The sequence below is a fragment of the Sphingopyxis sp. PAMC25046 genome (genome assembly GCF_004795895.1).
Lineage (GTDB): Bacteria > Pseudomonadota > Alphaproteobacteria > Sphingomonadales > Sphingomonadaceae > Sphingopyxis.
Map to the genome: position 1 here is coordinate 135,437 of NZ_CP039250.1, position 25,209 is coordinate 160,645.

General features: G+C 65.4%; 23 protein-coding genes. 18 read left to right on the forward strand and 5 right to left on the reverse strand.

Annotation, left to right across the window (positions count from 1 at the left end):
* The first annotated feature begins 55 nt into the window (after positions 1–55).
* From kduD to E5675_RS00690, 3 genes are read left to right on the forward strand one after another with little or no spacing between them, the layout of a single operon-like run.
* Positions 56–823 (forward strand): 2-dehydro-3-deoxy-D-gluconate 5-dehydrogenase KduD, encoded by a 768-nt coding sequence (gene kduD / locus E5675_RS00680; RefSeq protein WP_136176271.1) that lies wholly within the window; start codon positions 56–58, stop codon positions 821–823.
* A 43-nt stretch (positions 824–866) separates the two neighbouring features.
* The gene (locus tag E5675_RS00685) at positions 867–1,880 is read left to right on the forward strand and encodes a sugar kinase (RefSeq protein ID WP_136172994.1); all 1,014 of its coding nucleotides are present in this window, start codon (positions 867–869) and stop codon (positions 1,878–1,880) included.
* Entirely contained in the window at positions 1,867–3,390 is a 1,524-nt protein-coding gene (locus E5675_RS00690; protein ID WP_136172995.1) for a carboxylesterase family protein, read from the forward strand. Before E5675_RS00685 ends, E5675_RS00690 begins: the two co-directional genes overlap by 14 nt.
* On the opposite strand, the gene E5675_RS00695 is transcribed toward E5675_RS00690, so the two are convergent.
* The 3 genes from E5675_RS00695 to E5675_RS00705 are packed head-to-tail and all read right to left on the reverse strand — an operon-like array spanning position 3,387 to position 6,129.
* A complete protein-coding gene (locus E5675_RS00695; RefSeq protein ID WP_136172996.1) occupies positions 3,387–4,358 on the reverse strand; it encodes an alpha/beta hydrolase in 972 nt (323 codons plus the stop codon). The two genes, E5675_RS00690 and E5675_RS00695, sit on opposite strands and share 4 nt — an antisense overlap.
* Positions 4,355–4,756: a cupin domain-containing protein gene (locus E5675_RS00700; RefSeq protein WP_136172997.1), complete on the reverse strand. Its 402-nt coding sequence runs from the start codon at positions 4,754–4,756 to the stop codon at positions 4,355–4,357. Before E5675_RS00700 ends, E5675_RS00695 begins: the two co-directional genes overlap by 4 nt.
* Positions 4,753–6,129, reverse strand: a complete 1,377-nt coding sequence (locus E5675_RS00705; protein ID WP_136172998.1) for a pectate lyase — start codon at positions 6,127–6,129, stop codon at positions 4,753–4,755. Before E5675_RS00705 ends, E5675_RS00700 begins: the two co-directional genes overlap by 4 nt.
* A gap of 258 nt (positions 6,130–6,387) precedes the next feature.
* Here E5675_RS00705 and E5675_RS00710 point away from each other — a divergent pair, with 258 nt between their 5' ends.
* Both E5675_RS00710 and E5675_RS00715 read left to right on the forward strand, forming a co-directional pair.
* Positions 6,388–9,189, forward strand: coding sequence for a TonB-dependent receptor (locus E5675_RS00710; RefSeq protein WP_136172999.1), 2,802 nt, complete (start codon positions 6,388–6,390; stop codon positions 9,187–9,189).
* 152 nt (positions 9,190–9,341) lie between these two features.
* Positions 9,342–10,871 carry a family 43 glycosylhydrolase gene (locus E5675_RS00715; RefSeq protein ID WP_247594909.1) on the forward strand — a complete coding sequence of 510 codons (1,530 nt, stop codon included), beginning with the start codon at positions 9,342–9,344 and terminating at the stop codon, positions 10,869–10,871.
* On the opposite strand, the gene E5675_RS00720 is transcribed toward E5675_RS00715, so the two are convergent.
* Positions 10,868–12,367 (reverse strand): altronate dehydratase family protein, encoded by a 1,500-nt coding sequence (locus tag E5675_RS00720; protein ID WP_136173000.1) that lies wholly within the window; start codon positions 12,365–12,367, stop codon positions 10,868–10,870. The two genes, E5675_RS00715 and E5675_RS00720, sit on opposite strands and share 4 nt — an antisense overlap.
* 100 nt (positions 12,368–12,467) lie before the next feature.
* On the opposite strand from E5675_RS00720, the gene E5675_RS00725 reads away from it, so the two are divergent.
* The 4 genes from E5675_RS00725 to E5675_RS00740 are packed head-to-tail and all read left to right on the forward strand — an operon-like array spanning position 12,468 to position 17,321.
* On the forward strand, positions 12,468–13,259 hold the full coding sequence (locus E5675_RS00725; protein ID WP_247594733.1) for a 2-keto-4-pentenoate hydratase: 792 nt from the start codon (positions 12,468–12,470) through the stop codon (positions 13,257–13,259).
* A 21-nt stretch (positions 13,260–13,280) separates the two neighbouring features.
* A complete protein-coding gene (locus E5675_RS00730; protein WP_136173001.1) occupies positions 13,281–14,588 on the forward strand; it encodes an MFS transporter in 1,308 nt (435 codons plus the stop codon).
* A gap of 4 nt (positions 14,589–14,592) precedes the next feature.
* Positions 14,593–16,005 (forward strand): glucuronate isomerase, encoded by a 1,413-nt coding sequence (uxaC, locus tag E5675_RS00735; RefSeq protein WP_136173002.1) that lies wholly within the window; start codon positions 14,593–14,595, stop codon positions 16,003–16,005.
* Positions 16,002–17,321, forward strand: coding sequence for a mannitol dehydrogenase family protein (locus E5675_RS00740; RefSeq protein ID WP_348769818.1), 1,320 nt, complete (start codon positions 16,002–16,004; stop codon positions 17,319–17,321). Before uxaC ends, E5675_RS00740 begins: the two co-directional genes overlap by 4 nt.
* Here E5675_RS00740 and E5675_RS00745 read toward each other — a convergent pair.
* The gene (locus E5675_RS00745) at positions 17,318–18,205 is read right to left on the reverse strand and encodes a LysR family transcriptional regulator (RefSeq protein WP_136176275.1); all 888 of its coding nucleotides are present in this window, start codon (positions 18,203–18,205) and stop codon (positions 17,318–17,320) included. The two genes, E5675_RS00740 and E5675_RS00745, sit on opposite strands and share 4 nt — an antisense overlap.
* Positions 18,206–18,302: 97 nt before the next feature.
* Here E5675_RS00745 and E5675_RS00750 point away from each other — a divergent pair, with 97 nt between their 5' ends.
* From E5675_RS00750 to mmsB, 9 genes are all read left to right on the forward strand, one after another.
* Positions 18,303–19,808: a CoA-acylating methylmalonate-semialdehyde dehydrogenase gene (locus E5675_RS00750; RefSeq protein WP_136173003.1), complete on the forward strand. Its 1,506-nt coding sequence runs from the start codon at positions 18,303–18,305 to the stop codon at positions 19,806–19,808.
* A 69-nt stretch (positions 19,809–19,877) separates the two neighbouring features.
* Positions 19,878–20,396 carry a hypothetical protein gene (locus E5675_RS00755; protein ID WP_136173004.1) on the forward strand — a complete coding sequence of 173 codons (519 nt, stop codon included), beginning with the start codon at positions 19,878–19,880 and terminating at the stop codon, positions 20,394–20,396.
* A 25-nt stretch (positions 20,397–20,421) separates the two neighbouring features.
* Entirely contained in the window at positions 20,422–20,727 is a 306-nt protein-coding gene (locus E5675_RS00760; protein WP_136173005.1) for an I78 family peptidase inhibitor, read from the forward strand.
* Entirely contained in the window at positions 20,720–21,115 is a 396-nt protein-coding gene (locus tag E5675_RS00765; protein ID WP_247594734.1) for a RidA family protein, read from the forward strand. The genes E5675_RS00760 and E5675_RS00765 overlap by 8 nt, the downstream gene beginning before the upstream one ends.
* Positions 21,116–21,117: 2 nt before the next feature.
* Positions 21,118–22,263 carry an acyl-CoA dehydrogenase family protein gene (locus tag E5675_RS00770; protein WP_136173007.1) on the forward strand — a complete coding sequence of 382 codons (1,146 nt, stop codon included), beginning with the start codon at positions 21,118–21,120 and terminating at the stop codon, positions 22,261–22,263.
* Positions 22,260–23,303 carry an enoyl-CoA hydratase/isomerase family protein gene (locus E5675_RS00775; protein ID WP_136173008.1) on the forward strand — a complete coding sequence of 348 codons (1,044 nt, stop codon included), beginning with the start codon at positions 22,260–22,262 and terminating at the stop codon, positions 23,301–23,303. Before E5675_RS00770 ends, E5675_RS00775 begins: the two co-directional genes overlap by 4 nt.
* Positions 23,300–24,082: an enoyl-CoA hydratase-related protein gene (locus tag E5675_RS00780; protein WP_136173009.1), complete on the forward strand. Its 783-nt coding sequence runs from the start codon at positions 23,300–23,302 to the stop codon at positions 24,080–24,082. Before E5675_RS00775 ends, E5675_RS00780 begins: the two co-directional genes overlap by 4 nt.
* Positions 24,079–24,336: a hypothetical protein gene (locus E5675_RS00785; RefSeq protein WP_136173010.1), complete on the forward strand. Its 258-nt coding sequence runs from the start codon at positions 24,079–24,081 to the stop codon at positions 24,334–24,336. The genes E5675_RS00780 and E5675_RS00785 overlap by 4 nt, the downstream gene beginning before the upstream one ends.
* Complete coding sequence (gene mmsB, locus E5675_RS00790; RefSeq protein ID WP_136173011.1) at positions 24,333–25,208, forward strand: 3-hydroxyisobutyrate dehydrogenase; 876 nt, start codon at positions 24,333–24,335, stop codon at positions 25,206–25,208. The genes E5675_RS00785 and mmsB overlap by 4 nt, the downstream gene beginning before the upstream one ends.
* The last annotated feature ends 1 nt before the right edge of the window (position 25,209 follow it).

Consider the following 25,209-nt stretch of genomic DNA (forward strand, 5'->3'; position numbering starts at 1 on the left):
ACAACACCGCCGAAATGGATGCCGGATCAAGCCCGGCATGACGAAGGGTAGGAAGATGAAGATGTTCGACCTCACGGGAAAAGTCGCGCTGGTCACCGGCGCCAACACCGGCATCGGACAGGGGATCGCGCTCGCGCTCGCCGAAGCCGGCGCCGACATCGCCGCGGCGGGCCGCTCGCCCGCCGACGAGACCGTCGGCAAGGTCCGCGGGCTCGGACATAGGGCCGAGAATTTCGCCGCCGACCTGTCGAGCGTTGGCGCGGTGCAGCCGCTTGTCGATGCAGTATTGGCCGAGTTCGGACGCATCGACATCCTCGTCAACAATGCCGGCATCATCCGCCGTGCCGACGCGGTCGACTTCACCGAGGCCGACTGGGACGCGGTGATGGACACCAATTTGAAGACGCTCTTCTTCCTGTGCCAAGGCGTCGGGCGTCACATGATCGCGCGTATTGAAAAAGAGGGGGGTTCGGGCAAGATCATCAACATCGCCTCGATGCTGACCTTTCAGGGCGGCATTCGCGTGCCGAGCTATACCGCGTCGAAATCAGGAGTCGGTGGGCTTACCAAATTGCTCGCGAACGAATGGGCGGCGAAGGGCGTGCAGGTCAACGCGATCGCCCCCGGCTATATCGCGACGAACAACACCGCCGCGCTGCAAGGCGACGAGACGCGCAATCGTCAGATCATGGAGCGTATCCCGGCGGGGCGCTGGGGCGATCCCAGCGACATCGGCGGCGCCGCGGTGTTCTTGGCGTCCTCGGCGTCGGATTATGTGCAGGGCCATATCCTCGCGGTCGACGGCGGCTGGCTCGCGCGTTGATTTTGTAAGATACTGACCGCGGCAGGCGGCGAACGGAGTGGGGATGGCAGAGGGTAAACTCGTCTTTTTCGGCGAACTGCTGATCCGCCTTAACGCGCCGGGCAACGAGCTGCTGATGCAATCGCCCGCCCTCGCGCTCCACGTCGGCGGCGCCGAGGCGAATGTCGCCATCGGGCTCGCGCATCTCGGCCATGATTGCGCGATGGTCAGCAAGGTCCCTTCGAACGCACTGGGTCGCGGTGCGGTGGCGGCGGTGCGCGGCGCGGGCGTCGACTGCACCGCCGTCACGCTTCACCCGGGGCGCATGGGGCTCTATTTCCTCAGCGTCGGCGCGGGGCTGCGCGCGTCGGAGATCGTCTACGACCGCGCCGGATCGAGCTTCGCGGCGACGGGACCCGAGGATTATGATTTCGACCGCCTGCTCGCGGGCGCCGGCCTGCTCCACCTGTCGGGCATCACCCCCGCGCTCGGGCCGCGTTCGGCCGAAGCCGCGCTCGCCGCGGCGCGCGCGGCGAAGCGGCTCGGCGTGCCGGTCAGCTTCGACGGCAATTACCGCGCGATGCTGTGGGAGGCGTGGGACAGCGACCCGCGTTCGGTCCTGACGGAATTGATCGGCAGCGCCGACATCTTGTTCGGCAACCACCGCGATCTCTCGCTGGTGCTGGGCAAGGAATTCAGCGGCGACGGCGAAGACCGGCGGCGCGAGGCAGCCGAGGCGGGTTTCGAGGCTTTCCCTGGCCTCCGGCTCATCGCATCGACCGCCCGGCACACCGTTACCGCCGACCATCACCGCATCGCGGCGCGCGTCGACCTTCGCGATGCTTGCCATCAGACCGCCGAGATCGACGTCACCGGCATCGTCGACCGCATCGGCGCGGGCGACGCCTTTGCCGCCGGGGTGCTGCACGCATATCGCTCGGGCGGCGATTCCGGGGCGATGGCTCAAAGCGGCCTCGCGCTCACCTGCCTCAAACATTCGCTGCCGGGCGACGCGAGCCGCTTCGGACAGGCCGACATCGACGCCTTCCACGGCGGCGGGCTCGATGTCCGGCGATAGGTTGACGCGGCGCACGCTGCTGACCGCAGGCGCGGCGTCGTTGATCGTGCCTGTGATCGCCAAGGCCGATTCCATTACGCCGATAACATATTTCGGCGGGGTCGAGGCCCGCGACGGCGCCTATCGATCGGGCGAACGGCGAAGCACGGGCGACGGGGTGGCCTGGGCTTTCACGGGCATCCGCTATGCCCGCGCCAGCCGCTTTTCGGCCCCGGTCGCGGTGACCAAAGCCGAGCAGCTGCAGGGCGACCGCTTTGGCCCCGCCTGCCCGCAGAGGGGCGACCGCTATCAGCCGCAATCCGAAGACTGCCTGTTCCTCAACGTCTGGACCCCCGACATCGAGGCGAAGCGCAAGCGCCCGGTCATGGTCTATTTCCACGGCGGCGCCTATTCGACCGGCAGCGTTACCGACCCGATCAACGACGGAACAAGGCTTGCGGCGCGCGGCGATGTCGTCGTGGTCACCGTCAACCACCGCCTCAACGCGCTCGGCTATCTCTATCTCGCGCGCCTCGATCCGCGCTTTCCCGACAGCGGCAATGCGGGGCAGCTCGACCTGATCGTCGCGCTGCAATGGGTTAAGCGGAACATTGCGGCCTTTGGCGGCGATCCGGGCAATGTCACGGTCTTCGGCCAGTCGGGCGGCGGCGCGAAGATCGCGACGCTGATGGCGATGCCGGCCGCGAAAGGCCTGTTCCACAAGGCGATCACGATGAGCGGGCAGCAGGTCACCGCGTCGGGGCCGCTCAACGCCACCAGACGCGCCGAGGCGTTTCTCGATAAACTCGGCAAAAATGTCGATCCCGCGACCGCGCCGGTCGAGCAGCTCGTAACCGCGCTGGCGGCGATCGACCCGATCCTCGGCGGCTCGGTATATATGGGACCGGTGCTCGACATGACGCATCTGACGCGCCATCCCTTCTGGCCCGACGCCGCGCCGCAGTCGCTGGCCATTCCGATGATGCTCGGTAATACGGTGATGGAAACGCGCGCCTTTTATTCGCCCGACAGCAAGCAGCTGGCTGGGCTCGATTTCGACAATCTCGCGGCGCGCATCGCGCCCGAAATGCGGATCGATATCGGGCCGTCGTGGGTCGTCGCGCAATTCCGCGCGCGCTATCCCCGGGCCGAACCGCTCGAACTCTTCCACCGCATCGTCACCGCCGCGCGCAGCTGGCGCGGGCAGGTCGAAGAAGCCGAGGCGCGGGCGCGCGCCGGCGCCCCCGCCTTCGTCTACCAGCTCGATTTCGAGGATGCGAAACACACCGACGATATCGGCCTCAGCTTCGGCACGATCCCCGATCCGACGCCCGCGCAGCAGGCGATGAGCGACCGCGTGATGGATGCCTTCGTGAGCTTTGCCCGCACCGGCGATCCGGGTTGGCCAGCTTATGGTCTGGCGAAACGGCAAACGATGATCTTCGATATCGAGAGCCGCGTCGAAAATGACCCGCGTCGGTGGGAGCGTGAGCTGTTCGCGCGGGTGCCGTACATTCAGCCCGGCAGCTAGACGATCTTGTGCGCGCCGAGCCAGCTCCAGAGCAGTTCGGGCCAGATCGCAATGGGTAGCCCCGCCGTCTTCATCAGCCCGAAGCCGTGCCCGCCGCGCTCGAAGAAATGCGCCTCGACCGGCGCGCCGATCGCGCGTGTCGCCGCGCGCAGCCGCACGCTGTTCTCGACCTTCACGACATCGTCGTCCTCGGCGTGGAGCAGCCACAGCGGCGGCTGGTCGGCGCGGACATTGCGTTCGGGCGAATAGGCTTTCTCGCGCGCCGCATCGGCATCGGTGCCGATCAGCTTCTCGCGGCTCGTCGCATGCGCGATCGCCGGGTCCATCGACACGACCGGATAGATAGCGGCGAGCGCGTCGGGGCGTGCCGACATCGCATCGGCGGTGTCTGTCGAATCATAGACTTTGGCGTCGAAGCGCGTGAGCAGGCTCGTCGCGACCTGTCCGCCGGCCGAAAAGCCGCCGAAGGCGACGCGCGTCGGATCAATCCCGTCGATCCGAGCGCGGCTGCGCACCAGCCGAACGGCGCGCTGCGCATCGGCAAGCGGGACGTCGGCGCCGTTCGCCCACCCGTCGCCGGGCAGGCGATAGAAGAGGACATAGACGGTGACGTCGCGCGCCGTCAGCCAGCGCGCCAGTTCATAACCTTCCTTGTCGACCACGACATAGCGATAGCCGCCGCCGGGCGCGAGGATGACCGCCGCGCCATTGGGCCGGGCGGGACGGAAGATGTCGAGCCGCGGGCGCGTGATGCCTTCCAGCATCCGGTCGCTCGCGTTCGGATCCTCGCTCCGCTGCACGACCGCCTGGACGAGCCCCGCGGGCGGACGGACATGGCCTTCGGGCCAGAGCATCACGCTGTCGTCGGGCGCCAGGCCGGCGGGCCGCGTCCAAGTCGCGCGTGCGGCAGCACTTGCGAAGGGCAGCGCGAGGCTCGCGGTCAGCAGCGCGCGGCGATCGACGGTCATGGCGCGGGCGCCTTGTTGGGATAGGCGATGATCAGTACCAGTTCTTCGTCGCCCGTCTGGCGGATGCCGACCTTCGCGCCCTTGTAGAGCCACGCTGCGGTCCCGGCTTTCAGCGCCTTCTCCTCGCCGTCCGAATGGACGACGCCGGTGCCCGAGACGACATAATAAATCTCGTCATGGTCGATCGCGTGAATGCCGATCGCGGCGCCGACATGCAGCGCGCGCTTGCGAAACTCGAAGCTGCGCGGCGCAGGCACTGCGTCGCTGATCCGCCACGCGGTCGAGAGGCCGATCGCGCCGTGCGGCGGGGCTTCCTCGCGCACGGTCGCCGCCTCGTCGATCACGACCATCGCGGGCGCGCCGGCGCCCGCGAGCATGATCGCGAGCAACGCGGTCATTGCGCTTCACTGCGCGACGCGCGATCGCGCGCCGACAGATGTTCCTGCGGCATCGGCGCGGTCTGGCCGGGGTATCGGCCCGATTTCGGTTCCATCGTCGCGAGGTCCCAATCCCGTTCGACAAAGGGTGCGCGCACCGCTTCGACCTTGGGATAACCGCTGACCTCCCTTTCGTCGTCGATCACGTCGCCGCGCCCCTCGGCGACGAAGAAGAGGACGCGAATCTCCTCCGCATCGCGCGCCCAGGGCCGGGCGCCCACGCTCGAAAGGACCGATGTTTCGACATCGCGCGTCGGCAGGATGGTATAACCGTCGACGGGCGCCAGCGGGGCTTTCGCGCGGATGAGCTTCGCCTGCGTCTCGCCATAGCGGCCGAACTCAGGAAGCGCTTCGCCGTGGCGGTCGACGTGGAGATTGTCCTTGCCATAATATTCGAGATCGCCGTCGCCGCCGAGCATCAGGAAGGGCAGGCCGGGATCGGTGTCGTTGCCGCCGCGCATCACATTGCCGATCGCGGTGATCCGCCCCGTCACATAGTCGTGCCCGGTCCATTCGAGGTTCATCAGGTTATAGTGCACCGCGCGATGCTGCGGGTTGTAGATCAGATTGTTGATCATCAGCGCCTGCGCGCCGCCCTTGATCAGCGGGTTGCGCTCGACATTATGCGCCCAGACGTTGCGATAGAAGACGATCCCCGTCGCATTGTCGTGGATCAGCGAACCCTTGCTGTGCTCTCCCTTCGGATGGCTCGCGTCGGCAAGGCCTTCGGCGGCGAGATTGTTCGAGAAGCTGATGTTGTGGCTCGTTCCCCGCCGCCATTCCTCGACGCTGTTGCCGGTGAAGCGCGGGCCCGACGCCGACATATTTTCGTCGATCGCCCACAGGAAGGTGCAATGGTCGACGATGACATTTTGCGCCGCCACGGTCGAAAAGGCGTCGGCTTCCCAGCCGCTGCGTTTCGACTGGCCGTCGGCGCCGGTGTAGACGCGCAAATGGCGCATCACGACGTCGTGCGTCTTTACGTCGATGCCGGTGCGGATCAGCGTGATCCCGGGTCCCGGCGCGGTCTGGCCGGCGATCGTCAGATAGGGATGTCTGATCTCGATCGTCTTGCGGCCCATGTCGATCACGCCGCCGACCTCGAACACGATGATACGCGGCCCCGGTGTTTCGATCGCCGCCTTCAGCGACCCCGGACCGTCGGGCGCGAGCGTCGTCACGCGCAGGATCTGGCCGCCGCGTCCGCCAGGCGTTTGCGCTGCGGGACCGACCGCGCCGGGGAAGGCCAGCGGCGCAGCGCCGGCCGCCGCCGCAGGGATGGATGACAGGCAAAGGGTTAAAAAAAGCGCGGTTATCCAGGGCTTTTTAGCCATCCTACCTCTCCTTTTCATTGGGGTATTGACATGTTCGCCGCAATCCGCAATCTTTCTGACACCGGTTACCCCAATCGGTCAACGAGAAAATATTTCCAAGGGAGAGGGTCTGATCCGGTTCGTCGCGCATGGCGGCGGCCAATCTCACTCTCTGAAAAATCGACGGATGAAGCGGTGCGCCATATCGCTTTGTCCAGCAAAGTAACCGGTGTCATTTCTTGCGCGAGCGGGGGCAACGGGGCACAAGGGAGGATGATAATGGCTATTCATGCAATGCGGAGCGTTCGCGCTTTGACCCGGCTGGCGTGCGGCGCATCGCTGGCCGCGCTGACGATCTCGCCCGTCTGGGCGCAAGAGGCCGCGCCCGCCGCCGAAGGCGTCGCGACCGAGGACGAGATTATCGTCACCGGCTTTCGCGCCTCGCTCGACAAGGCGCTCGACCAGAAGCGCGATTCGATCTCCGCGGTCGATGTCATCGTCGCAGAGGATATCGCGAAATTCCCCGACCAGAATCTCGCCGAGTCGCTCCAGCGCATCCCGGGCATCTCGATCCAGCGCGACGCCGGCGAGGGCCGCGCGATCACCGTCCGCGGGCTCGGTGCGCAATTCACCCGCGTCCGCCTCAACGGCATGGAAACGATCGCGACCTCGACCGACGGTGCCTCGGCGAACCGCGACCGCGCGTTCGACTTCAACGTTTTCGCGTCCGAACTGTTCACCTCGCTCGTCGTCCACAAGACGGCGTCGGCCTCGCTCGACGAAGGTTCGCTCGGCGCCGTGGTCGACCTCAACACCGGCAATCCGCTGGGCGGCAAGGAAGGGCTGACGCTCGTCGCCTCGGCGCAGGCGCGCTACAACGACCTGACCAAGGATGTCGATCCGCGCCTCGCGGGCCTCATCGCCTGGACCAACGCCGATCGCACCTTCGGGGTGTCGGCGTCGGTCGCCTGGTCGGACTATGGCACCGACGAGCTGGGCAACAACACGGTGCGCTGGGCGCAGGCGCCGTTCCGCAGCGTCGATGGCGTGACCTGCCTCTCGGGCTCGAACTTCGTCGCCAATCCCTCGGACGGCTGCATCGAGGTCGCCGAAGCCTTTCACCCGCGCATCCCGCGTTACGGCCTCGTCCACCATGATCGCTCGCGGCTCGGCGCGACCGCCTCGATCCAGTTCGAACCGAGCGAGAATACCAAGATTTCGATCGACGGCCTCTATTCGCGGTTCAAGGAGACGCGCGACGAATATTGGGGCGAAGTGCTGCTGCGCAGCAACGAACGGTCGATCGACCTGTCGAATTACACGATCGACTCGAACAATAATCTGATCGCCGCCGACCTCGACAATGTCTATGTCCGCACCGAACGTTATTCGCGCCAGAGCGAGACCGAATTCTACCAGCTTTCGGGCCGCGTCGAACAACGGCTGACCGATACGCTGGGCGTGAAGCTGATCGCGGGCTTTTCCAAGTCGCAGGCCGATATTCCCATCGAAACGACGCTTGCCTTCGACGATCGCGATGCGACCGGATATCGCTTCGATTACACCAATATGAAATATCCGGTGCTCAGCTTCGGCCCCGGAATCGAGGATCCGACATCGTTCGAACTCGCCGAATTCCGCGATCGCCCCTCGTATCAGACGAACAAGTTCAAGACCTTTGCTGCCGATTTCGATTGGGAGGTTGCCGACCGGTTCAAGCTGCTCGGGGGCGGCTTCTATCGCCAGTTCGATTTCGATACCGTCCAGTTCAGCCGCGACAGCACCTATTGCGCGGCCTTTACCTGCGCGCCCGGCACCAACGGGCTGCCGGTCACGTCGGACATCGCCGACATCTTCAACCTCGGCGATGCGGGCCAGCCCGCGGGGAACACCAACGCCTGGGTCGTGCCGGATCTCGATGCCGGCACCGCGCTGATCGATCTTTATAATCGCCCCGCCATACTCCAGGAGGGGCAGCAACGCGCGGTCACCGAAAAAACCTATGGCGGCTGGTTCATGGCCGAGTTCGAGACCGACCTGCTGGGGATGCGCCTGACCGGTAATGCCGGGGTGCGCTATGCCAAGACCGATCAGTCATCGTCGGGCTTTGCCAGTGGCACGTTCGTCACGGTCGATCGGACCTATGACGACTGGTTGCCCTCGTTCAACCTCAACCTGCACCCGACCGAAACGCTGATCCTGCGCGGCGCGATCGCGAAAGTGATCACCCGTCCGACGCTGGGCAGCCTGTCGCCGGGCGGCACGGTCGACCAGTTCAACTTCCGTATCACTTCGGGCAATCCGTTCCTCGATCCCTATCGGGCGACCACCTTCGACCTTGCGGCCGAGTGGTATTTCGCTCCCGGCGCCATCGCGTCGGTCGCGCTGTTCGCCAAGGACATCGAAAGCTTCCCGATTTCGACCTCGCTCCAGGGTACCTATGCTTCGAGCGGCTTGCCGCTGTCGCTGTTGACGCCCGGAACGCCGGCCTATGTCGCCGTCGTCGACGGCGACGACCCGAACCGCCAGTTCGAATTCCGCACCACGGGCAACGGCCCCGGCGCCAATCTGAAGGGTGTCGAACTATCGTTGCAGCTGCCCTTCTCGGTCTTTTCGGATTCGCTTCGTCACTTCGGCGTGCTCGGCAATGCGACCTTCGTGAAAAGCGACGTCGATTATACGGTTGCCGGGCCATTGGCCTATAATCCGGTCACCAACCGTCTCGAGTCACAGCCCGCCGAAACCTACACCCAGCCGCTGCTCGGGCTCGCAAAGCGGGCATGGAACGCCACCGTCTATTATGACGACGGCAAATTCTCGATCCGCACATCGGCGGCGTGGCGCAGCGGCTACAACGACAGCACCAGCGGCAACAATAATATCTTCGAAGGCTATGGCAGCTCGTTCAACGTCGACGCCTCGATCCGCTATCAGCTGACCGAACAGATCGAATTGTCGGTCGAGGGCACCAACCTGACCGACGATTATCGCTATCGCTTCAACGATATTTTCGCCGAGCGCAATTACGAGAATAATCATTACGGCCGGACCTTCCTGTTCGGCGCGCGCGTCAAGATCTGACGCAAAAGGGTTCGTCCCGGTGAGGCCCGGTTTCCATTTCGGGGACCGGGCCTTTCTTTTTTCAGGAGGAAAATGTGACCGATCGCCGCGACATGCTGAAACTGGCCGGTGCGGGGCTGTTGGGTGGCCTCGGTGCCCCTTCCGCCTTCGCAATGGCGCCGGCGCCACGCGTTTCGCCCGGTCCGGCGCCCGCGTGGGCCGCGGGGTTCGACGGCCAGCGCAAGGCCGACCTCGGCGACGGGCGCTTCCTCAACCCGATCATGGCCGGCGACCATCCCGACCCGTCGATCCTGAAGGACGGCGCCGACTATTATATGACCTTCTCGACCTTCGACTCCTATCCGGGGCTGGTCATCTGGCATTCGCGCGACCTGGTGAACTGGCGCCCGGTCGGGCCCGCGCTGACGAAGAATATCGGGTCGGTGTGGGCGCCCGAGTTGGTGAAGCACAAGGGCCGCTATTATCTTTATATTCCCACGAAAGGCCCGAACACGAGCTGGGTGATCTGGGCCGACCGGATCGAGGGGCCGTGGAGCGACCCCGTCGATCTCAATCTGCCGAACCATATCGACCCCGGTCATGCGGTCGGCGAGGACGGGTCGCGCTGGCTGTTCCTGTCGGGGGGCGACCGCGTGCGCCTGTCCGACGACGGCCTCGAACGTGTCGGCGAGCCCGAGCATGTCTATGACCCGTGGCGCTATCCGTCCGACTGGGTCGTCGAAGGCTTCGCGCCCGAAGGGCCGAAGATCACGCGCCACGGCGACTATTATTATATGATCACCGCGGTCGGCGGCACGGCGGGTCCGCCGACGGGGCATATGGTGATCGCCGCGCGTTCGAAATCGATCCACGGGCCGTGGGAGAATTGCCCCGCCAACCCCCTCGTCCACACCAGGTCGGCCGCCGAAAAATGGTGGTCGCGCGGCCATGCGACGCTGGTCGAAGGGCCAGCGGGCGACTGGTGGAGCGTCTATCATGGCTATGAAAATGGCTATTGGACGCTCGGGCGGCAGGCCTTGCTCGATCCCGTCGAGTGGACCGACGACGGCTGGTTCCGCATGAAAGGCGGCGACCTGTCGCAGCCGATCGCGAAACCGAAGGGCGGCACGGTCGCCGGGCCGCACGGCATGGCGCTTTCGGACGATTTCGCGACGCTTGCGCTCGGCGCGAAATGGAATTTCTTCAAGCCCGCCGCTGACGAAAGCAGCCGTGCACGCGTCGAGGATGGCGCGCTGGTCCTAGCAGGGCGCGGCAAGGCGCCGGTCGACTCCTCACCCTTGCTCCTGATTGCGGGGGACCAGGCCTACCGCTTCGAATGCGATATCGAGATCGCGCCGGGCGGCACCGCAGGGCTGATCCTCTTTTACGACAATAGGCTCTATTGCGGGCTCGGCTTTGATGGCGACCGCTTCGTCACGCATCAATATGGGATCGAGCGCGCGAGGCCCGCCAACCCGCATGGATCGAGGATGCGGATGCGTGTCACCAATGACCGTCATATCGTCACCTATGACACGAGTGGCGACGGCGGGAAGACATGGGTTCGCTTCGACCGCGGCATGGAGGTGTCGGGATACCACCATAATGTGCGCGGGGGTTTCCTGATGCTGCGCCCCGGCCTTTATTCGGCGGGTACGGGCGAGGCGCGTTTCCGGAGCTTCACCTTCGAGGCGCTGGACTAAAGCGTCACGCCCGATTTCCAGATCGCGATGTCGCGTTCCTCATTTGCCTCGGCCTTGGTCGGCGTGCCCGACGCGGTGGCGGTGATCAGGTCGAGCAGCACGTCGGCGGCATGATCGAAACCGGCGCCGAGAACCTGCCCGGCGTCGAAGTCGATCCAGCCCGCCTTGCGCTGGGCCAGCGCGCTGTTCGATGCGATCTTCAGCGTCGGCGCCGGAAAGCCGAGCGGGGTGCCGCGGCCGGTGGTGAACAGGATGATCGTCGCGCCCGCCGCGGTCAGCGCGGTCGACGACACCGCGTCGTTACCGGGCGCCTCAAGCAGGGTCAGGCCCGGAAGTGCCGCCTCGCCGCCATAGCGCCGGACATCGACGAGCGGCACCTTGCCGCCCTTTTGCACCGCGCCCAATGACTTTTCCTCGAGCGTCGTGATCCCGCCCGCGATGTTCCCGGGCGACGGGTTCTCGCTCACCGGCTCGCCGTGGCCGATGAAATATTGCTTGAAATCGCGAACGAGCGCGACCGTATCGTCGAACACCGCGCGCGATATGGCACGGTCCATCAAAAGCTGTTCGGCGCCGAAAATTTCGGGTATTTCGGTCAGCACCACCTTGCCGCCCGCCGCCGCGACCGCATCGGCCATGCGCCCGACGAGCGGGTTGGCGGTAAGGCCCGACAGACCGTCCGAGCCGCCGCATTTGACCCCGAGCACCAGTTTCGCCAGCGGCATGTCGGTGCGCGGCGTATCGGCGCATTCCGCCACCAGCTCATCGACCAGCGCGAGGCAGACGGCCTCGTCATCCTCGACCGCCTGCGCCGAGAGCGTGCGGATATGCGCGCGGCGTTCGGCAGGAATGCTATCGAGCAGCGCGCCAAGCTGGTTGCTTTCGCACCCGAGGCCGACGATCAGCACGCCGCCCGCATTGGGGTGCTGCGCGAGCGCGGCGAGGAGCGCGCGCGTATGACCGAGGTCGTCGCCGAGCTGCGAGCAACCGAACGGGTGCTTGAACGCATGGATGCCGTCGACACGACCGGCATGGCGCTCGCCCGCGATCCGCGCGACGCGCGCGGCGAGATTGCCGACGCAGCCGACGGTCGGCAGGATCCAGATCTCGTTGCGCGTCCCGACGCGGCCGTCGGCGCGGACATAGCCGCGAAAGCTTCGCGCGGGCTGCCCCTCCGGCCTGGCGCCGGATTCGGCCGGGGCGGAATAGCGATAATCGCCATCGCCGGTGAGCGCGGTCGCCAGATTATGGCTGTGGACATGGTCGCCGGGCGCGATGTCGGCGGTCGCGATGCCGATCGGGGAACCATATTTGACCACCGGCGCGCCGCGCGCGATCGGTGCGATCGCGATTTTGTGCCCGCGTTCGACGGCGACCGATGCGCGAGGGCCGCTATCGCCGAAGGGCGCCACGCCCGCAGCGATATCGGCAATCGCGGTCGCGACATTGTCCGCGTTATGAACGCGGATCACACGGATTTTGCCGACGCCGGTCATCGTCGCCCGGCACCCGAAAGGACGAAGCTATTTGTCATACATCCGATATTCGCTTGCCTTTGACACCGGTGTCTCTTACACCGCATCGCGGAAGAGGGAAATGAGAAAGATGCTGGCGACAAGCGACCAAGAGAATATAGCGCGAGCCCTGATCGACGCGCGTGCGCGAAAGACACCGCTTACCGCCTATCCGGGCGCGATGCCGCAGACGATGGCCGAGGCTTATGCGATCCAGGACAGCGCGATCGCGCTCGACGGTCGCCGCATTGGCGGCTGGAAGGTCGGACGAATCGCGCCCGAACTCGTCGACCGCTATGGCGGCAACCGCCTGACCGGCCCGATCTTCGCCGACGAAATCGTGGGTGCCGCCGAACAGCCGGCGATGCCTATCTATGCCGACGGATTCGCCGCGGCCGAGGCGGAGGTGCTGCTTTGTTTCGGCGACGTCGGCACGCGCGATTATGATATCGACAGCGTGAAGAGCTGCATTGCCGACGTCCGCACGGGCATCGAGATCGCGAGTTCGCCCTTTCCCGAAATCAACCGCCACGGCCCCGCGGTCACCGCGTCGGACTATGGCAACAACAAGGGGCTGATCCTCGGCCCGTCGATCGCCGACTGGGAGGACGCCGACCTCATCCGTATGCCGGTCGAAATGGCGATCGACGGCGAAACCGTCGGCACCGCGACGATGGAGGCCATGCTCGACGGTCCCTTCGGCTCGGCGTTGTTCCTGATTGGCATCCTGCGCGCGCGCGGCATAGCTATTCCACCCGGGACATGGGTGTCCGCGGGTGCGATCACCGGTATCCATGAAATTCGGCCGGGCCAGCGTGCCGAAGCAATCTTCGACGGAAAAATCCGCGTCGGCTGCTCGATCAGAAGCTTTTAGAGCAGATAACAGGAGAGGATTATGGCACAGGCATTCGCGGACGGAGGGACGGCGGCGCCGGTGCCTCGGTCGGGGCGTTACCGCTGGCTGATCGTCGGGGTGTTGTTCGCCGCGACGACGGTCAATTATATCGACCGCACCATGCTCGGGCTGCTCGCGCCAACCCTCGGCGACGAGCTCAAGTGGACCGAGAACGACTATGGCAATATCGTCACCGCCTTCCAGTTCGCCTATGCGCTGGGCTTTCTCCTCATGGGGTGGCTGATCGACCGCTTCGGACCCAAGATCGGCTATGCGATCGCGATCTCGATCTGGACCGTTGGCCATGTCGCGCATGGTTTCGCCTCATCGGTCGTCTCCTTCATGCTCGCGCGCATCATCCTCGGCGTCGGCGAGGCGGGGCATTTTCCCTCGGTCGTCCGCGCATCGAGCGAATGGTTCCCGCAAAAGGAACGCTCCTATGCGATCGGCTGGGTCAACAGCGCGACGACGATCGGCGTCATCCTGACCGCGCCGACGGTGGCCTTGTTCATGCGCGTGCTCGGCTTCGACTGGCGCGAAACCTTTATCTACACCGGCGCCTTCGGCGCCCTGCTGCTGATCCTCTGGCTCTGGCTCTACAGCAATCCGCGCGAGAGCGGAAAGGTCAGCGAGGCCGAACTCGCATGGATCGAACATGACCCGCCCGAAAAGGTCGAGCGGCTCGGCTGGGGCGCCATCGTCACCAAGCGCGAGGCGTGGGCGTTCGCGGCCGCCAAATTCCTGACCGACCCGGTGTGGTTCCTGATGCTCTTCTGGCTGCCCAAATATTTCAGCACCACCTACGACGTCGATCTGAAGATCGTGCTGTTGCCGATGATCATCATGTATCTGCTCTCCGACGCCGGCAGCATTCTCGGCGGCTGGGTGTCATCGAAGCTGATCCAGTCGGGCCACAGCGTCAATTTCGCGCGCAAGGTCACGATGATCGGAGCCGGCCTTTGCGTGCTGCCGCTGCTGTTCGTCACCGCGCTCGACAATATGTGGCTCGCGGTCGTGCTGATCGGCATCGCGCTCGCGGGACATCAGGCCTTTTCGTCGACGATTCTCTCGATCCCGCCCGACATGTTCCCCAAACGCGCGGTCGGATCGGTGATCGGGCTCGGTGGCTTCATGGGCGGCGTCGGCGGCATGATCATGGCGAAATCGACCGGGCTCGTGCTCGACGCGACGGGGGGCAATTACACGCTCATCTTCGCCGCCTGCACGACCGTCTATTTCCTCGCTGTGCTCGCGGTCCATATCCTGAGTCCGCGCCTTGCGCCGGTCAGCGTAGAAAGCGCAAAATAACGCCATGCCGCGCCCGCTGCACCTCTCCCCCGACCGTCTCTTTCCGTCCGACCCGGTGCAGCGCGACATCGCGCGCCGGCTCTATAAAGAGGTGGCGGACCTGCCGATCGTCAGCCCGCACGGGCACACCGATCCGGCATGGTTCGCGGGCAACGCGCCCTTCGGCAACGCGGCGGAGCTGCTGCTCCATCCCGATCATTATGTGTTCCGGATGCTTTATTCGCAGGGCATTTCGCTCGATGATCTGGGTATCCGGAACCGTGACGCCGACCCGCGCGAAAGCTGGCGGCTCTTTGCGCAGAACTACCATCTCTTTCGCGGCACCCCGTCGCGGATGTGGATGGATTGGGTGTTCGCCGAGGCGTTCGGCTTCGACGTGCAATTTTCGGCCGAAACGTCGGACCTCTATTACGACCGTATCACCGAGGTGCTGGCGACCGACGCCTTTCGCCCGCGCGCGCTGTTCGACCGGTTCGGGATCGAAGTGATCGCGACGACTGAAAGCCCGCTCGACACGCTCGAACATCATGCTGCGATCCGCGCCGCGAACGAAAGCGGCGAATGGGGCGGACGCGTCATCACCGCCTATCGCCCCGATCCCGTCGTCGATCCCGAGTTTGAGGGGTTTCGCGACAACCTCCGGCGTTTCTCCGAACTGTCGGGCGAGGATGCCTTCAGCTATTCGGGCTATCTCGCCGCGCACCGCAATCGTCGTGCCTTCTTCGCGGAAATGGGCGCGACCTCGACCGACCACGGCCATCCGACCGCGGCCACCGCCGATTTGTCCGATGCCGAGGCCGAAGCCTTGTTCGCGCGCGTCGCCGGGGCAAATGTCAGCGCCGCCGAGGCCGAACTGTTCCGCGCGCATATGCTGACGGTGATGGCGGGGATGAGCCTCGACGACGGACTCGTGATGCAGATCCACCCCGGCGCCTTCCGCAATCACAACCCGTGGTTGTTTGCGAACTATGGCCGCGACAAGGGTGCCGATATCCCGATGGCGACCGACTACGTCCACGCGCTGCGTCCGCTCCTCGGCAAATATGGAAACGAAGCCGCGCTGACGATCATCCTCTTCACGCTCGACGAGACGAGCTACGCGAGAGAGTTGGCGCCGCTTGCGGGTCATTATCCGGCGCTGAAGATCGGCCCGGCGTGGTGGTTCCACGACAGTCCCGAAGGGATGCGCCGCTTCAGGAACCAGATGACCGAGACCGCAGGCTTCTACAACACGGTGGGCTTCAACGACGATACCCGCGCCTTCCTGTCGATCCCGGCGCGCCACGATGTCGCGCGGCGTGTCGATTGCGGCTTCCTCGCGCAGCTCGTTGCCGAACACCGGATGGAGGAATGGGAGGCCGCGGAGCTTGCGGCCGACCTCAGCTACAATCTCGCCAAGGCGGCCTACAAGCTGTGAGGCTCGGCCCCGATACGCCACTCCCGGCGTCGGTGCAGGCGCCGGGCTACGACCGCGCCGTCCAGGCGGCCGGCATCGTCCATATCGGCATCGGCGCCTTTCATCGCGCGCATCAGGCGGTCTACACCGACGACGCGATGAACGCGGGCGATCGCGACTGGGGCATCATTGGCGTGTCGCTGCGCTCGGGCGATGTCGCGGCGCAGCTGAACCCGCAGGACGGGCTCTACACCGTCGCGACGCGCAGCGCGGCCGGGACGCGACTGCGCGAGGTCGGCGCGGTGCGACATGTGCTCGTCGCGGCCGACGAAGCGCAGGCCGTCATCGACGCCATCGCCGCGCCGACGACGCATATCGTCAGCTTCACGGTTACCGAGAAGGGTTATCTCCGCGGCGCTGATGGCACGCTCGATCTCGCCGCCGCACGTGGTGCGTCGAGCCTCTATCGCTTTGTCGGCGCCGGACTTGCCGCGCGCAAGGCAGCGGGGTTTGGCGGGCTGACGCTGCTTAGCTGCGACAATCTCGCCGGAAATGGCGCGGCGCTGAAGGCGCTGATGCGCCAGTATCTCGCCGCCGAATATTCCGATGTGCTTGGGTGGTTCGACAGCGAATGCCGCTCTCCCTCGACGATGATCGACCGCATCGTTCCAGCGACGACCGACGCCGACCGTGCCGCCATCGAAGCCACTCTCGGTGCGCGCGACGAGGGGGCGGTGGTCACCGAAGGCTTCAGCCAGTGGGTGATCGAAGATGATTTCGCCGGCCCGCGCCCGCGTTGGGAAAATGTCGGGGCCGAACTTGTCGCTGACGTCGCCCCCTATGAGACCGCCAAGCTCAGGATGCTCAACGGCGCCCACTCGGCGCTCGCCTATATCGGGCTTGGCCGCGGTCACGAATATGTCCATCAGGCGATCGCCGACCCCGCCATCCGCCCGGTGATCGAGCGGCTGATGCGCGCCGAGGCCGCGCCGACGATCGACGCGGCGCCGGAGCAGGATCTTTCTTCCTACGCCGATGCGCTGCTCGACCGCTTCGCCAATCCAGCGCTGCATCACCGGCTGGCCCAGATCGCGATGGACGGCAGCCAGAAGATCCCGCAGCGCTGGCTCGAAACCTTGGCATGGCATCAGGCGCGTGGGGTGCGTTGCCCGTCGATCGAGGCCGCGATCGCGGCATGGATCGCTTTCCTGCGCAGTGACCATCCGATCGACGATCCGCTCGCGGACAAGTTGCGCGAGGCGGCGGCAAGCCCCGATGCGATGGCAAGATTGTTCGGCGAAGGCGGGCTGATCGCATCGGAATGGCGCCCGGCCTAGACGGGTACGAGCAAGCCCCGGCTTTCCCTTACCTCGGCATCGAGCCAGTCGATAAACGCCCGAATGCGCGGCTGCGGCGCGACGTCGCGATGGAGCGCGAGCCAGAAGGCGCGCGCGATGACCTGATCGGGCCGCACACGCACCAGCCCCGGATCGCCCGCAGCCAAAAAGCAGGGGAGCACGCCGACCCCCGCGCCGCCCGCGATCATCCGCCGCTGCGCGAGGATGGAGGAAGAGCGGACACTTGCGCGGAGCCCCGGTTCGATCTCGCCCAGATAATCGAGTTCGGGCGCATAGAGGATGTCGGGCATATAACCGATCACCGGAATCCCCGCGCGCGACAGCGGCGCGGCGGCGACCGCTTCCTGCCAGTCGGGCCGCTCTGCGGGGGCGTAGAGGCCGAGGCTGTAGTCCGACAGTTTGCGCGTGATCAGCGGGCCTTTGCGCGGCCGCGCGAGCAACACCGCCATATCGGCCTCGCGCCGCGACGGGTTGAGAAAGCCCGACGAAGCGACGAGGTCGATCTCGAGCTCGGGATGCGCCGCGACGAACTTACCCAATCGCGGCGCGATGAAGCTGTTGCCGAAGCCTTCGGAGACGCTCACGCGCAATTGCCCCGACAATCCCGACTCGCCTTCGCGCCCCGAATGGATACGTGCCGCCGCTGCCGCCATCGCTTCGGCGTGCGGGACGAGCGCCCGGCCTGCGGCGGTCAGAACAAACCCCGTCGGCGCGCGTTCGAACAAGGTCTGGCCGAGCGCCGCCTCCAAGGCGCTCACGCGGCGACTAACCGTCGTAGCATCGACGTGCAGCGCCGCGCCGGCGCGCGCGAGCGTGCCGTGGCGTGCGACGAACAGGAAATATTGCAGCTCGTCCCAGTCCATAAGCTGCAAATATGCAGGGTTACCCTGCAAGTCTATCCCTTGCAATCGCCCCGCAACTCGGCTGTTGCAGCGACAACGTCTTATGGGAGACTCGGATATGCGACAGATCGACCATCACATCGTCGGCGGCGCCGGCGGCGGCAGCCGCTTCGGCGATGTCCTCGACCCCAATAACGGCGGCGTGCAGGCGCAGGTCGCCCTCGGCGACCGCGCCGTCCTCGATCGCGCCGTCGCCGCCGCGAAGGCCGCGCAGCCCGCCTGGGCCGCCACCAACCCGCAGCGCCGCGCGCGCGTGATGTTCGAATTCAAGCGCCTCGTCGAAGCCAATATGAACCAGCTCGCCGAAATGCTCTCGGCCGAACATGGCAAGGTGATCGCCGATTCAAAGGGCGACATCCAGCGCGGCCTCGAAGTCATCGAATTCTGCTGCGGCATCCCGCATGTGCTGAAGGGCGAATATACACAGGGCGCCGGTCCCGGCATCGACGTCTATTCGATGCGCCAGCCGGTCGGCATCGGCGCGGGCATCACCCCGTTCAACTTCCCCGCGATGATCCCGCTGTGGATGGGCGGCGTCGCGACCGCGACGGGCAACGCGTTCATCCTGAAACCCAGCGAGCGTGATCCGTCGGTCCCCGTCCGCCTGTCGGAGCTGTTCCTCGAAGCGGGTATGCCCGAGGGGATTTTCCAGACCGTCCATGGTGACAAGGAAATGGTCGACGCGATTCTTGACCATCCCGACATCGGCGCGGTCAGCTTCGTCGGCTCGTCGGACATCGCGCATTATGTCTACAACCGCGGCGTCGCCAACGGCAAGCGCGTGCAGGCGATGGGCGGCGCGAAGAACCATGGTATCGTCATGCCCGACGCCGATCTCGACCAGGTCGTGAACGACCTCACCGGCGCGGCCTTCGGTTCGGCGGGCGAGCGCTGCATGGCGCTGCCGGTCGTCGTTCCCGTGGGCGAAGACACAGCGAACCGGCTGCGCGAAAAACTGGTCCCCGCGATCGAGGCGCTGCGCGTCGGCGTGTCGACCGATGCCGAGGCGCATTACGGCCCCGTCGTCACGCAGGCACACAAGGAAAAGGTCGAGGGCTGGATCGCCAAATGCGCCGACGAAGGCGCCGAACTCGTCGTCGACGGCCGCGGCTTCACGCTGCAGGGGCATGAAAAGGGCTTTTTCGTCGGTCCGACGCTGTTCGATCACGTCACCCCCGACATGGAAAGCTACAAGGAAGAGATTTTCGGCCCCGTGCTGCAAATCGTTCGTGCCCCCGATTTCGAGGCCGCGCTCGAACTGCCCTCGAAGCATCAGTACGGCAACGGCGTCGCGATCTTCACGCGCAACGGCCACGCCGCGCGCGAATTCGCGGCGCGCGTGCAGGTCGGCATGGTCGGCATCAACGTGCCGATCCCGGTGCCCGTGGCCTATCACACATTCGGCGGCTGGAAGCGGTCGGCGTTCGGCGACACCAACCAGCATGGTATGGAAGGCGTCAAATTCTGGACCAAGGTCAAGACCGTCACCGCACGCTGGCCCGACGGCGCCGCGGGTGGGGTTGGCGACGCCGGCAATGCCTTCGTCATCCCGACGATGGGGTGATCGCGGATCGGGCGCATGGTGAAACCTCTGCGTCCGGTCGAACATTTCTCCCTCCGAAGGAGAATGACGATGATGCGATGGACAATGCCTGCCGCGCTGTTGTTGCTCGCCGCGTGCAGCGGCGGGCAGGATGAGGAAACGGGACCCGAAGCCAGCTCGGATATCGGCCCGCTGCAAAAGGCCGAGCGCCCGGCGCCCGCCGAAACGCCCGTGCCGGACGCAGAACCCGAAGCGCCAGCAAAGACCGAACCCGGCGACAAAATCGACGGCAAGACGATCCCGCCCGCGATCCGCGGCCGCTGGGCGCTGAAGGCCGCCGATTGCGCCGCAAAGAAGGGCGCCGACCTCACCGCGCTGACCATCGACGCGACAAATTTGCGTTTCTTCGAATCGCACGGTGAGCTTGCCGCTGTGCAGAAGAGCGACGCGAGCAACATCGTCGCCGACTATAAGTTCAGCGGCGAGGGCGAGGAATGGGATCGGCGGATGCGGCTCGAACTCGTCGACGGCGGCAAGACGCTCGTTCGTCGCGATTCGGGCGAGGGTGCCGCGGCAGGCGCGATGCGCTATACGCGCTGCGCCGGATGACGGTTTTTTTTAAGGGAGATTATCGATGGACATTCGCTTGCTCGCACTTGCCGCCGCCCTGCCGCTTGCCGCCTGCTCGAGCAGCGATGCGCCCATCGAATCGACCCCGCCGCCGCCCGAGGCCGAAATGACGTGCAATGCCGATGCAGTGCAATCCTATGTCGGCCAGAGCGTCACCCCCGATCTCGGCGCGGCGATACTAAAGGCATCGGGCGCGCGCACGCTGCGCTGGGGGCCGCCGCGCTCGGCGATGACGATGGACTATCGCGTCGACCGCGTGAACGTCATGTATGACGATGCTTCGAAGATCACGCAGGTCACCTGTGGCTGACGCGTCCCGGCGCAATCACTCCTCGGCGTCCCCGTTCGAACCGATTTACGGCTATAGCCGCGCGGTTCGGGTGGGGGACCGCATCGACGTGGGGGGCTGTGCGCCGATCGAGGCCGACGGCAGTTCAACCGTCGGCGATGCGGGGGTTCAGGCCGCGCGCTGCCTGACCATCATCGCCGAGGCGCTCGCGGCGCTCGGCGGGTCGCCCGCTGATGTCGTGCGCACGCGCATATATATTACCGACCCCGCCGATGCCGACCTCGTCGGCGGCGCGCACGGCACGATGTTCGGCGACATCCGCCCGGCATCGACGATGCTCGTCATCCCAGCGCTGATTCGCCCCGAGTGGAAAGTCGAAATCGAAGCCGACGCTATCCTAGAGAAATGACCATGACCGACCAGTTCCAGCTTACCGACGACCAGCTCGCCATTCAGGACATGGCGCGCAAATTCACCGCCGATCGCATCACGCCCTTTGCGGCCGAGTGGGACGAGAAAAGCCATTATCCCGTCGATGTGTGGAAGGCGGCGGGCGAGCTCGGCTTCGGCGCGATCTACGTCGCCGAGGAATCGGGCGGCATCGGGCTCGGCCGGCTCGAGGCGGCGCTGATCATGGAGGCGATGGCCTATGGTTGCCCCGCGACCAGCGCCTATGTCTCGATCCACAATATGGCGACGTGGATGATTGACCGTTTCGGCGGCGCGGCGATCAAGGAGCGGTTCCTGCCGAGCCTCGTCAGCATGGAAAAGATCGCGAGCTATTGCCTGACCGAGCCGGGCTCGGGGTCGGACGCCGCGGCGCTCAAGACCACGGCGAAAAAGGACGGCGACCATTATGTGCTGAACGGCACCAAGCAGTTCATCTCGGGCGCGGGCGTCAACGACATCTATGTCTGCATGGTGCGCACCGGCGAAGAGAAATCGAAGGGGATCAGCTGCCTCGTAGTCGAAAAGGACACGCCGGGCCTCAGCTTCGGCGCCCCCGAGAAGAAGCTCGGCTGGAATTCTTCGCCTACGGCCCAAGTGATCTTCGAGGATTGCCGCGTGCCTGCGGAAAATCTGGTCGGCGCGGAGGGCGACGGCTTCCGCTTCGCGATGGCGGGACTCGACGGCGGCCGCCTCAACATCGGCGCCTGCTCGCTCGGGGGCGCGCAGCGCTGCCTCGACGAAGCGATCGCCTACACCAAGGACCGCCAGCAGTTCGGGCAACCGATCGCCGATTTCCAGAACACCCAGTTCATGCTCGCCGACATGGCGACCGACCTCGAAGCATCGCGCGCGCTGCTCTACATGGCGGCGGCCAAGGTCACCGCGAACGCGCCCGACAAGTCGCGCTTCTCGGCGATGGCGAAAAGACTCGCGACCGACAATGGCAGCAAGATCGTCAACGACGCGCTGCAGTTGTTCGGCGGCTATGGCTATCTCCGCGACTATCCGATCGAGCGTTTCTGGCGCGACCTGCGCGTCCATTCAATCCTCGAAGGCACCAATCAGGTGATGCGGATGATCGTCGGAAGGGACCTGCTGCGCCAATGACCGAAGATGTATTGATTGCAACCGACGTCCGCGTCGGCCGCATCTCGCTCAACCGCCCCAAGGCGATCCATGCGCTCAATCTCGCCATGTGCGAAGCGATGATCGACGCGCTTTTAAAGTGGCGCGATGACGATGCAGTCGAGGCGGTGATCATCGATCATAGCGAGGGACGCGGTTTCTGCGCGGGCGGCGACATCCGCATGCTCGCGGAGAGCGGGGCGAAGGACGGCAAAGAGGCGCGCGCCTTCTTCCACACCGAATATCGCCTCAACCACCTGCTCTTCACCTACCCCAAACCCGTCGTCGCCTTCATGGACGGCATCACCATGGGCGGCGGGGTCGGCATTTCGCAGCCGGCGAAATATCGCGTCGCGACCGAGCATACGCGCTTCGCGATGCCCGAAACGGGAATCGGCCTGTTCCCCGACGTCGGCGGCGGCTGGTATCTGCCGCGGCTCGAAGGGCGCGTTGGCGCATTTCTTGCGCTCACCGGTGCGCGGCTCGACGGCGCCGAATGTCTCGCGCTCGGCCTCGCGACGCATTATCTGCCGTCGGAGAAACTTGGCGAGGCCAAGGCGCGCATCGCGGTCGACCCCGACCGCATCGGCGGCATCTTGGGCGAACTGTCGGTCACCGCGCCGCCCGCCGACATCACCCAGAATCTCGAACGGATCAACCGCCTGTTCGCGAGCGACACCTATGAGGACATTCTCGCCGCGCTCGAAGCCGACGGCGGCGAATGGGCGGCCAAGGAGCTGGCAACGCTCCACGGCAAGAGCCCGCAGACCTGCAAGGTCGCGCTCCGCCAGCTCAAGGAAGGCGGCGAGATGCACGACTTCGCCGCGCAGATGACGCAGGAATATGCGATCGGCAGCCGCGTCGTCCAGATGCACGACTTCATCGAAGGCGTCCGCGCGCTGATCATCGACAAGGACAACAGCCCGAAATGGGATCCGCCGACCCCCGAAGCGGTCACCGACGACTGGATCGACGCGATCTTTGCTCCCCTTCCCGACAATGAGAAATGGACCCCGCTATGAGCTACGAAACTCTCCTCGTCGAACAGAGCGGCGCCGTCACGCTGGTGACACTCAACCGCCCGCAGGCGCTCAACGCGCTCAACTCGGGCGTGCTTGACGATCTGATCGCCGCCTTTGCAGCCTTCGAGGCCGACGACAGCCAGCGCTGTGCCGTGCTCACCGGATCGGGCGACAAGGCCTTTGCCGCGGGCGCCGACATCAAGGAAATGGCCGACAAGCCGGCGTCCGATTTCTACCTCGAGGATTTCTTCTCGAAATGGACGAGCGATTTCGTGAAGAAGATCCGCAAGCCGTGGATCGCCGCGGTCAACGGTTTTGCCTTGGGCGGCGGCTGCGAACTCGCGATGATGGCCGACTTCATCATCGCGTCGGACAAGGCGAAATTCGGCCAGCCCGAAATCAAGCTCGGCGTCGCGCCGGGCATGGGCGGGTCGCAGCGGCTGACGCGCGCAATCGGCAAGGCGAAGGCGATGGAAATGTGCCTCACCGGCCGGATGATGGACGCCGCCGAAGCCGAACGCTCGGGCCTCGTTGCGCGCGTCGTCGAGCATGCGACACTCGTGGACGAAGCGGTGAAGACCGCGACCACGATCGCGTCGATGCCCCCGATGGCCGCGATGGTGAACAAGGACATGGTCAACGCCGCGTTCGAGACGACGCTCGACCAGGGCCTGATCTACGAACGCCGCCTGTTCCAGATCCTCGCCGCGACCGAAGACAAGGCCGAAGGCATGGCCGCCTTCATCGAAAAGCGCGAAGGCGTGTGGAAGGGTCGGTGATTGTCGGCATCGGCTATCTGGCGATAGGCATGCTGCTCTTCTGGGTCGGGTGGAATCACTGGCGATACCGGAAAGAAGAGACGATCAGCTTGCTGGAGGCGGGAATTCTGAAAGCAACTGGCGTCGAACCGCTTCCTCCCAAAAGGCTCGATTGGCTCATCAAACATCTCCAAGCCATTCTTGGTTTCATGCTCGGCCCATTCTTTGCCTTTCTAGGCATAATCGTCATTCTCAGTGAATTGGAACTGCTATGAAAATCGCCTTTATCGGACTCGGTAACATGGGCGGCGGGATGGCCGCGAATCTGGCGAAGGCGGGGCACGAAGTCCGCGCCTTCGACCTCAGCGAAGAGGCGCTCGCGCGCGCCGTCGAGGCGGGCTGCGCGCGCGCCGCATCGGCCGCCCAAGCCGTGACCGGCGCCGAAGCCGTCGTCACCATGCTCCCCGCGGGCAAGCATGTCGCGGGTGTCTATGAAAGCGACGTCTTCCCCAACGCGGCGCCGGGCACCTTGCTGCTCGACTGCTCGACGATCGACGTCGCGACCGCGCGCGCCAATATCGAAGCCGCGACCGCCAAGGGCCTCGTCGCGGTCGACGCGCCCGTATCGGGCGGCATCGCCGCGGCCAATGCCGGCACGCTGACCTTCATGGTCGGCGGCACCGGCGAAGGCTTCGCGCGTGCCGAGCCGATCCTCGCCAAGATGGGCAAGGCGGTGATCCACGCCGGCGACGCGGGCGCGGGGCAGGCGGCGAAGATCTGCAACAACATGCTCCTCGGCGCCTCGATGGTCGCGACGTGCGAGACGCTCGCGCTGGCGCAGAAATTGGGGCTCGATCCGCAGAAATTCTTCGACATCGCCAGCGTGTCGTCGGGGCAGTGCTGGTCGCTTACCAGCTACGCGCCGCTCCCCGGAGTCGGCCCGACCACCCCGGCCGACAATGATTATAAGGGTGGTTTCGCCGCGGCGCTGATGCTCAAGGATCTGCGCCTCGCGATGGAAGCGGCGGTGAGCGTCGACGCCGACGTCCCGATGGGGTCGAAGGCGCGCGAACTCTACGAAGCCTTCGTCGAGGCCGACAAGGACGGCCGCGACTTTTCGGCGATCATCCAGACGCTGCAGGGCTGAG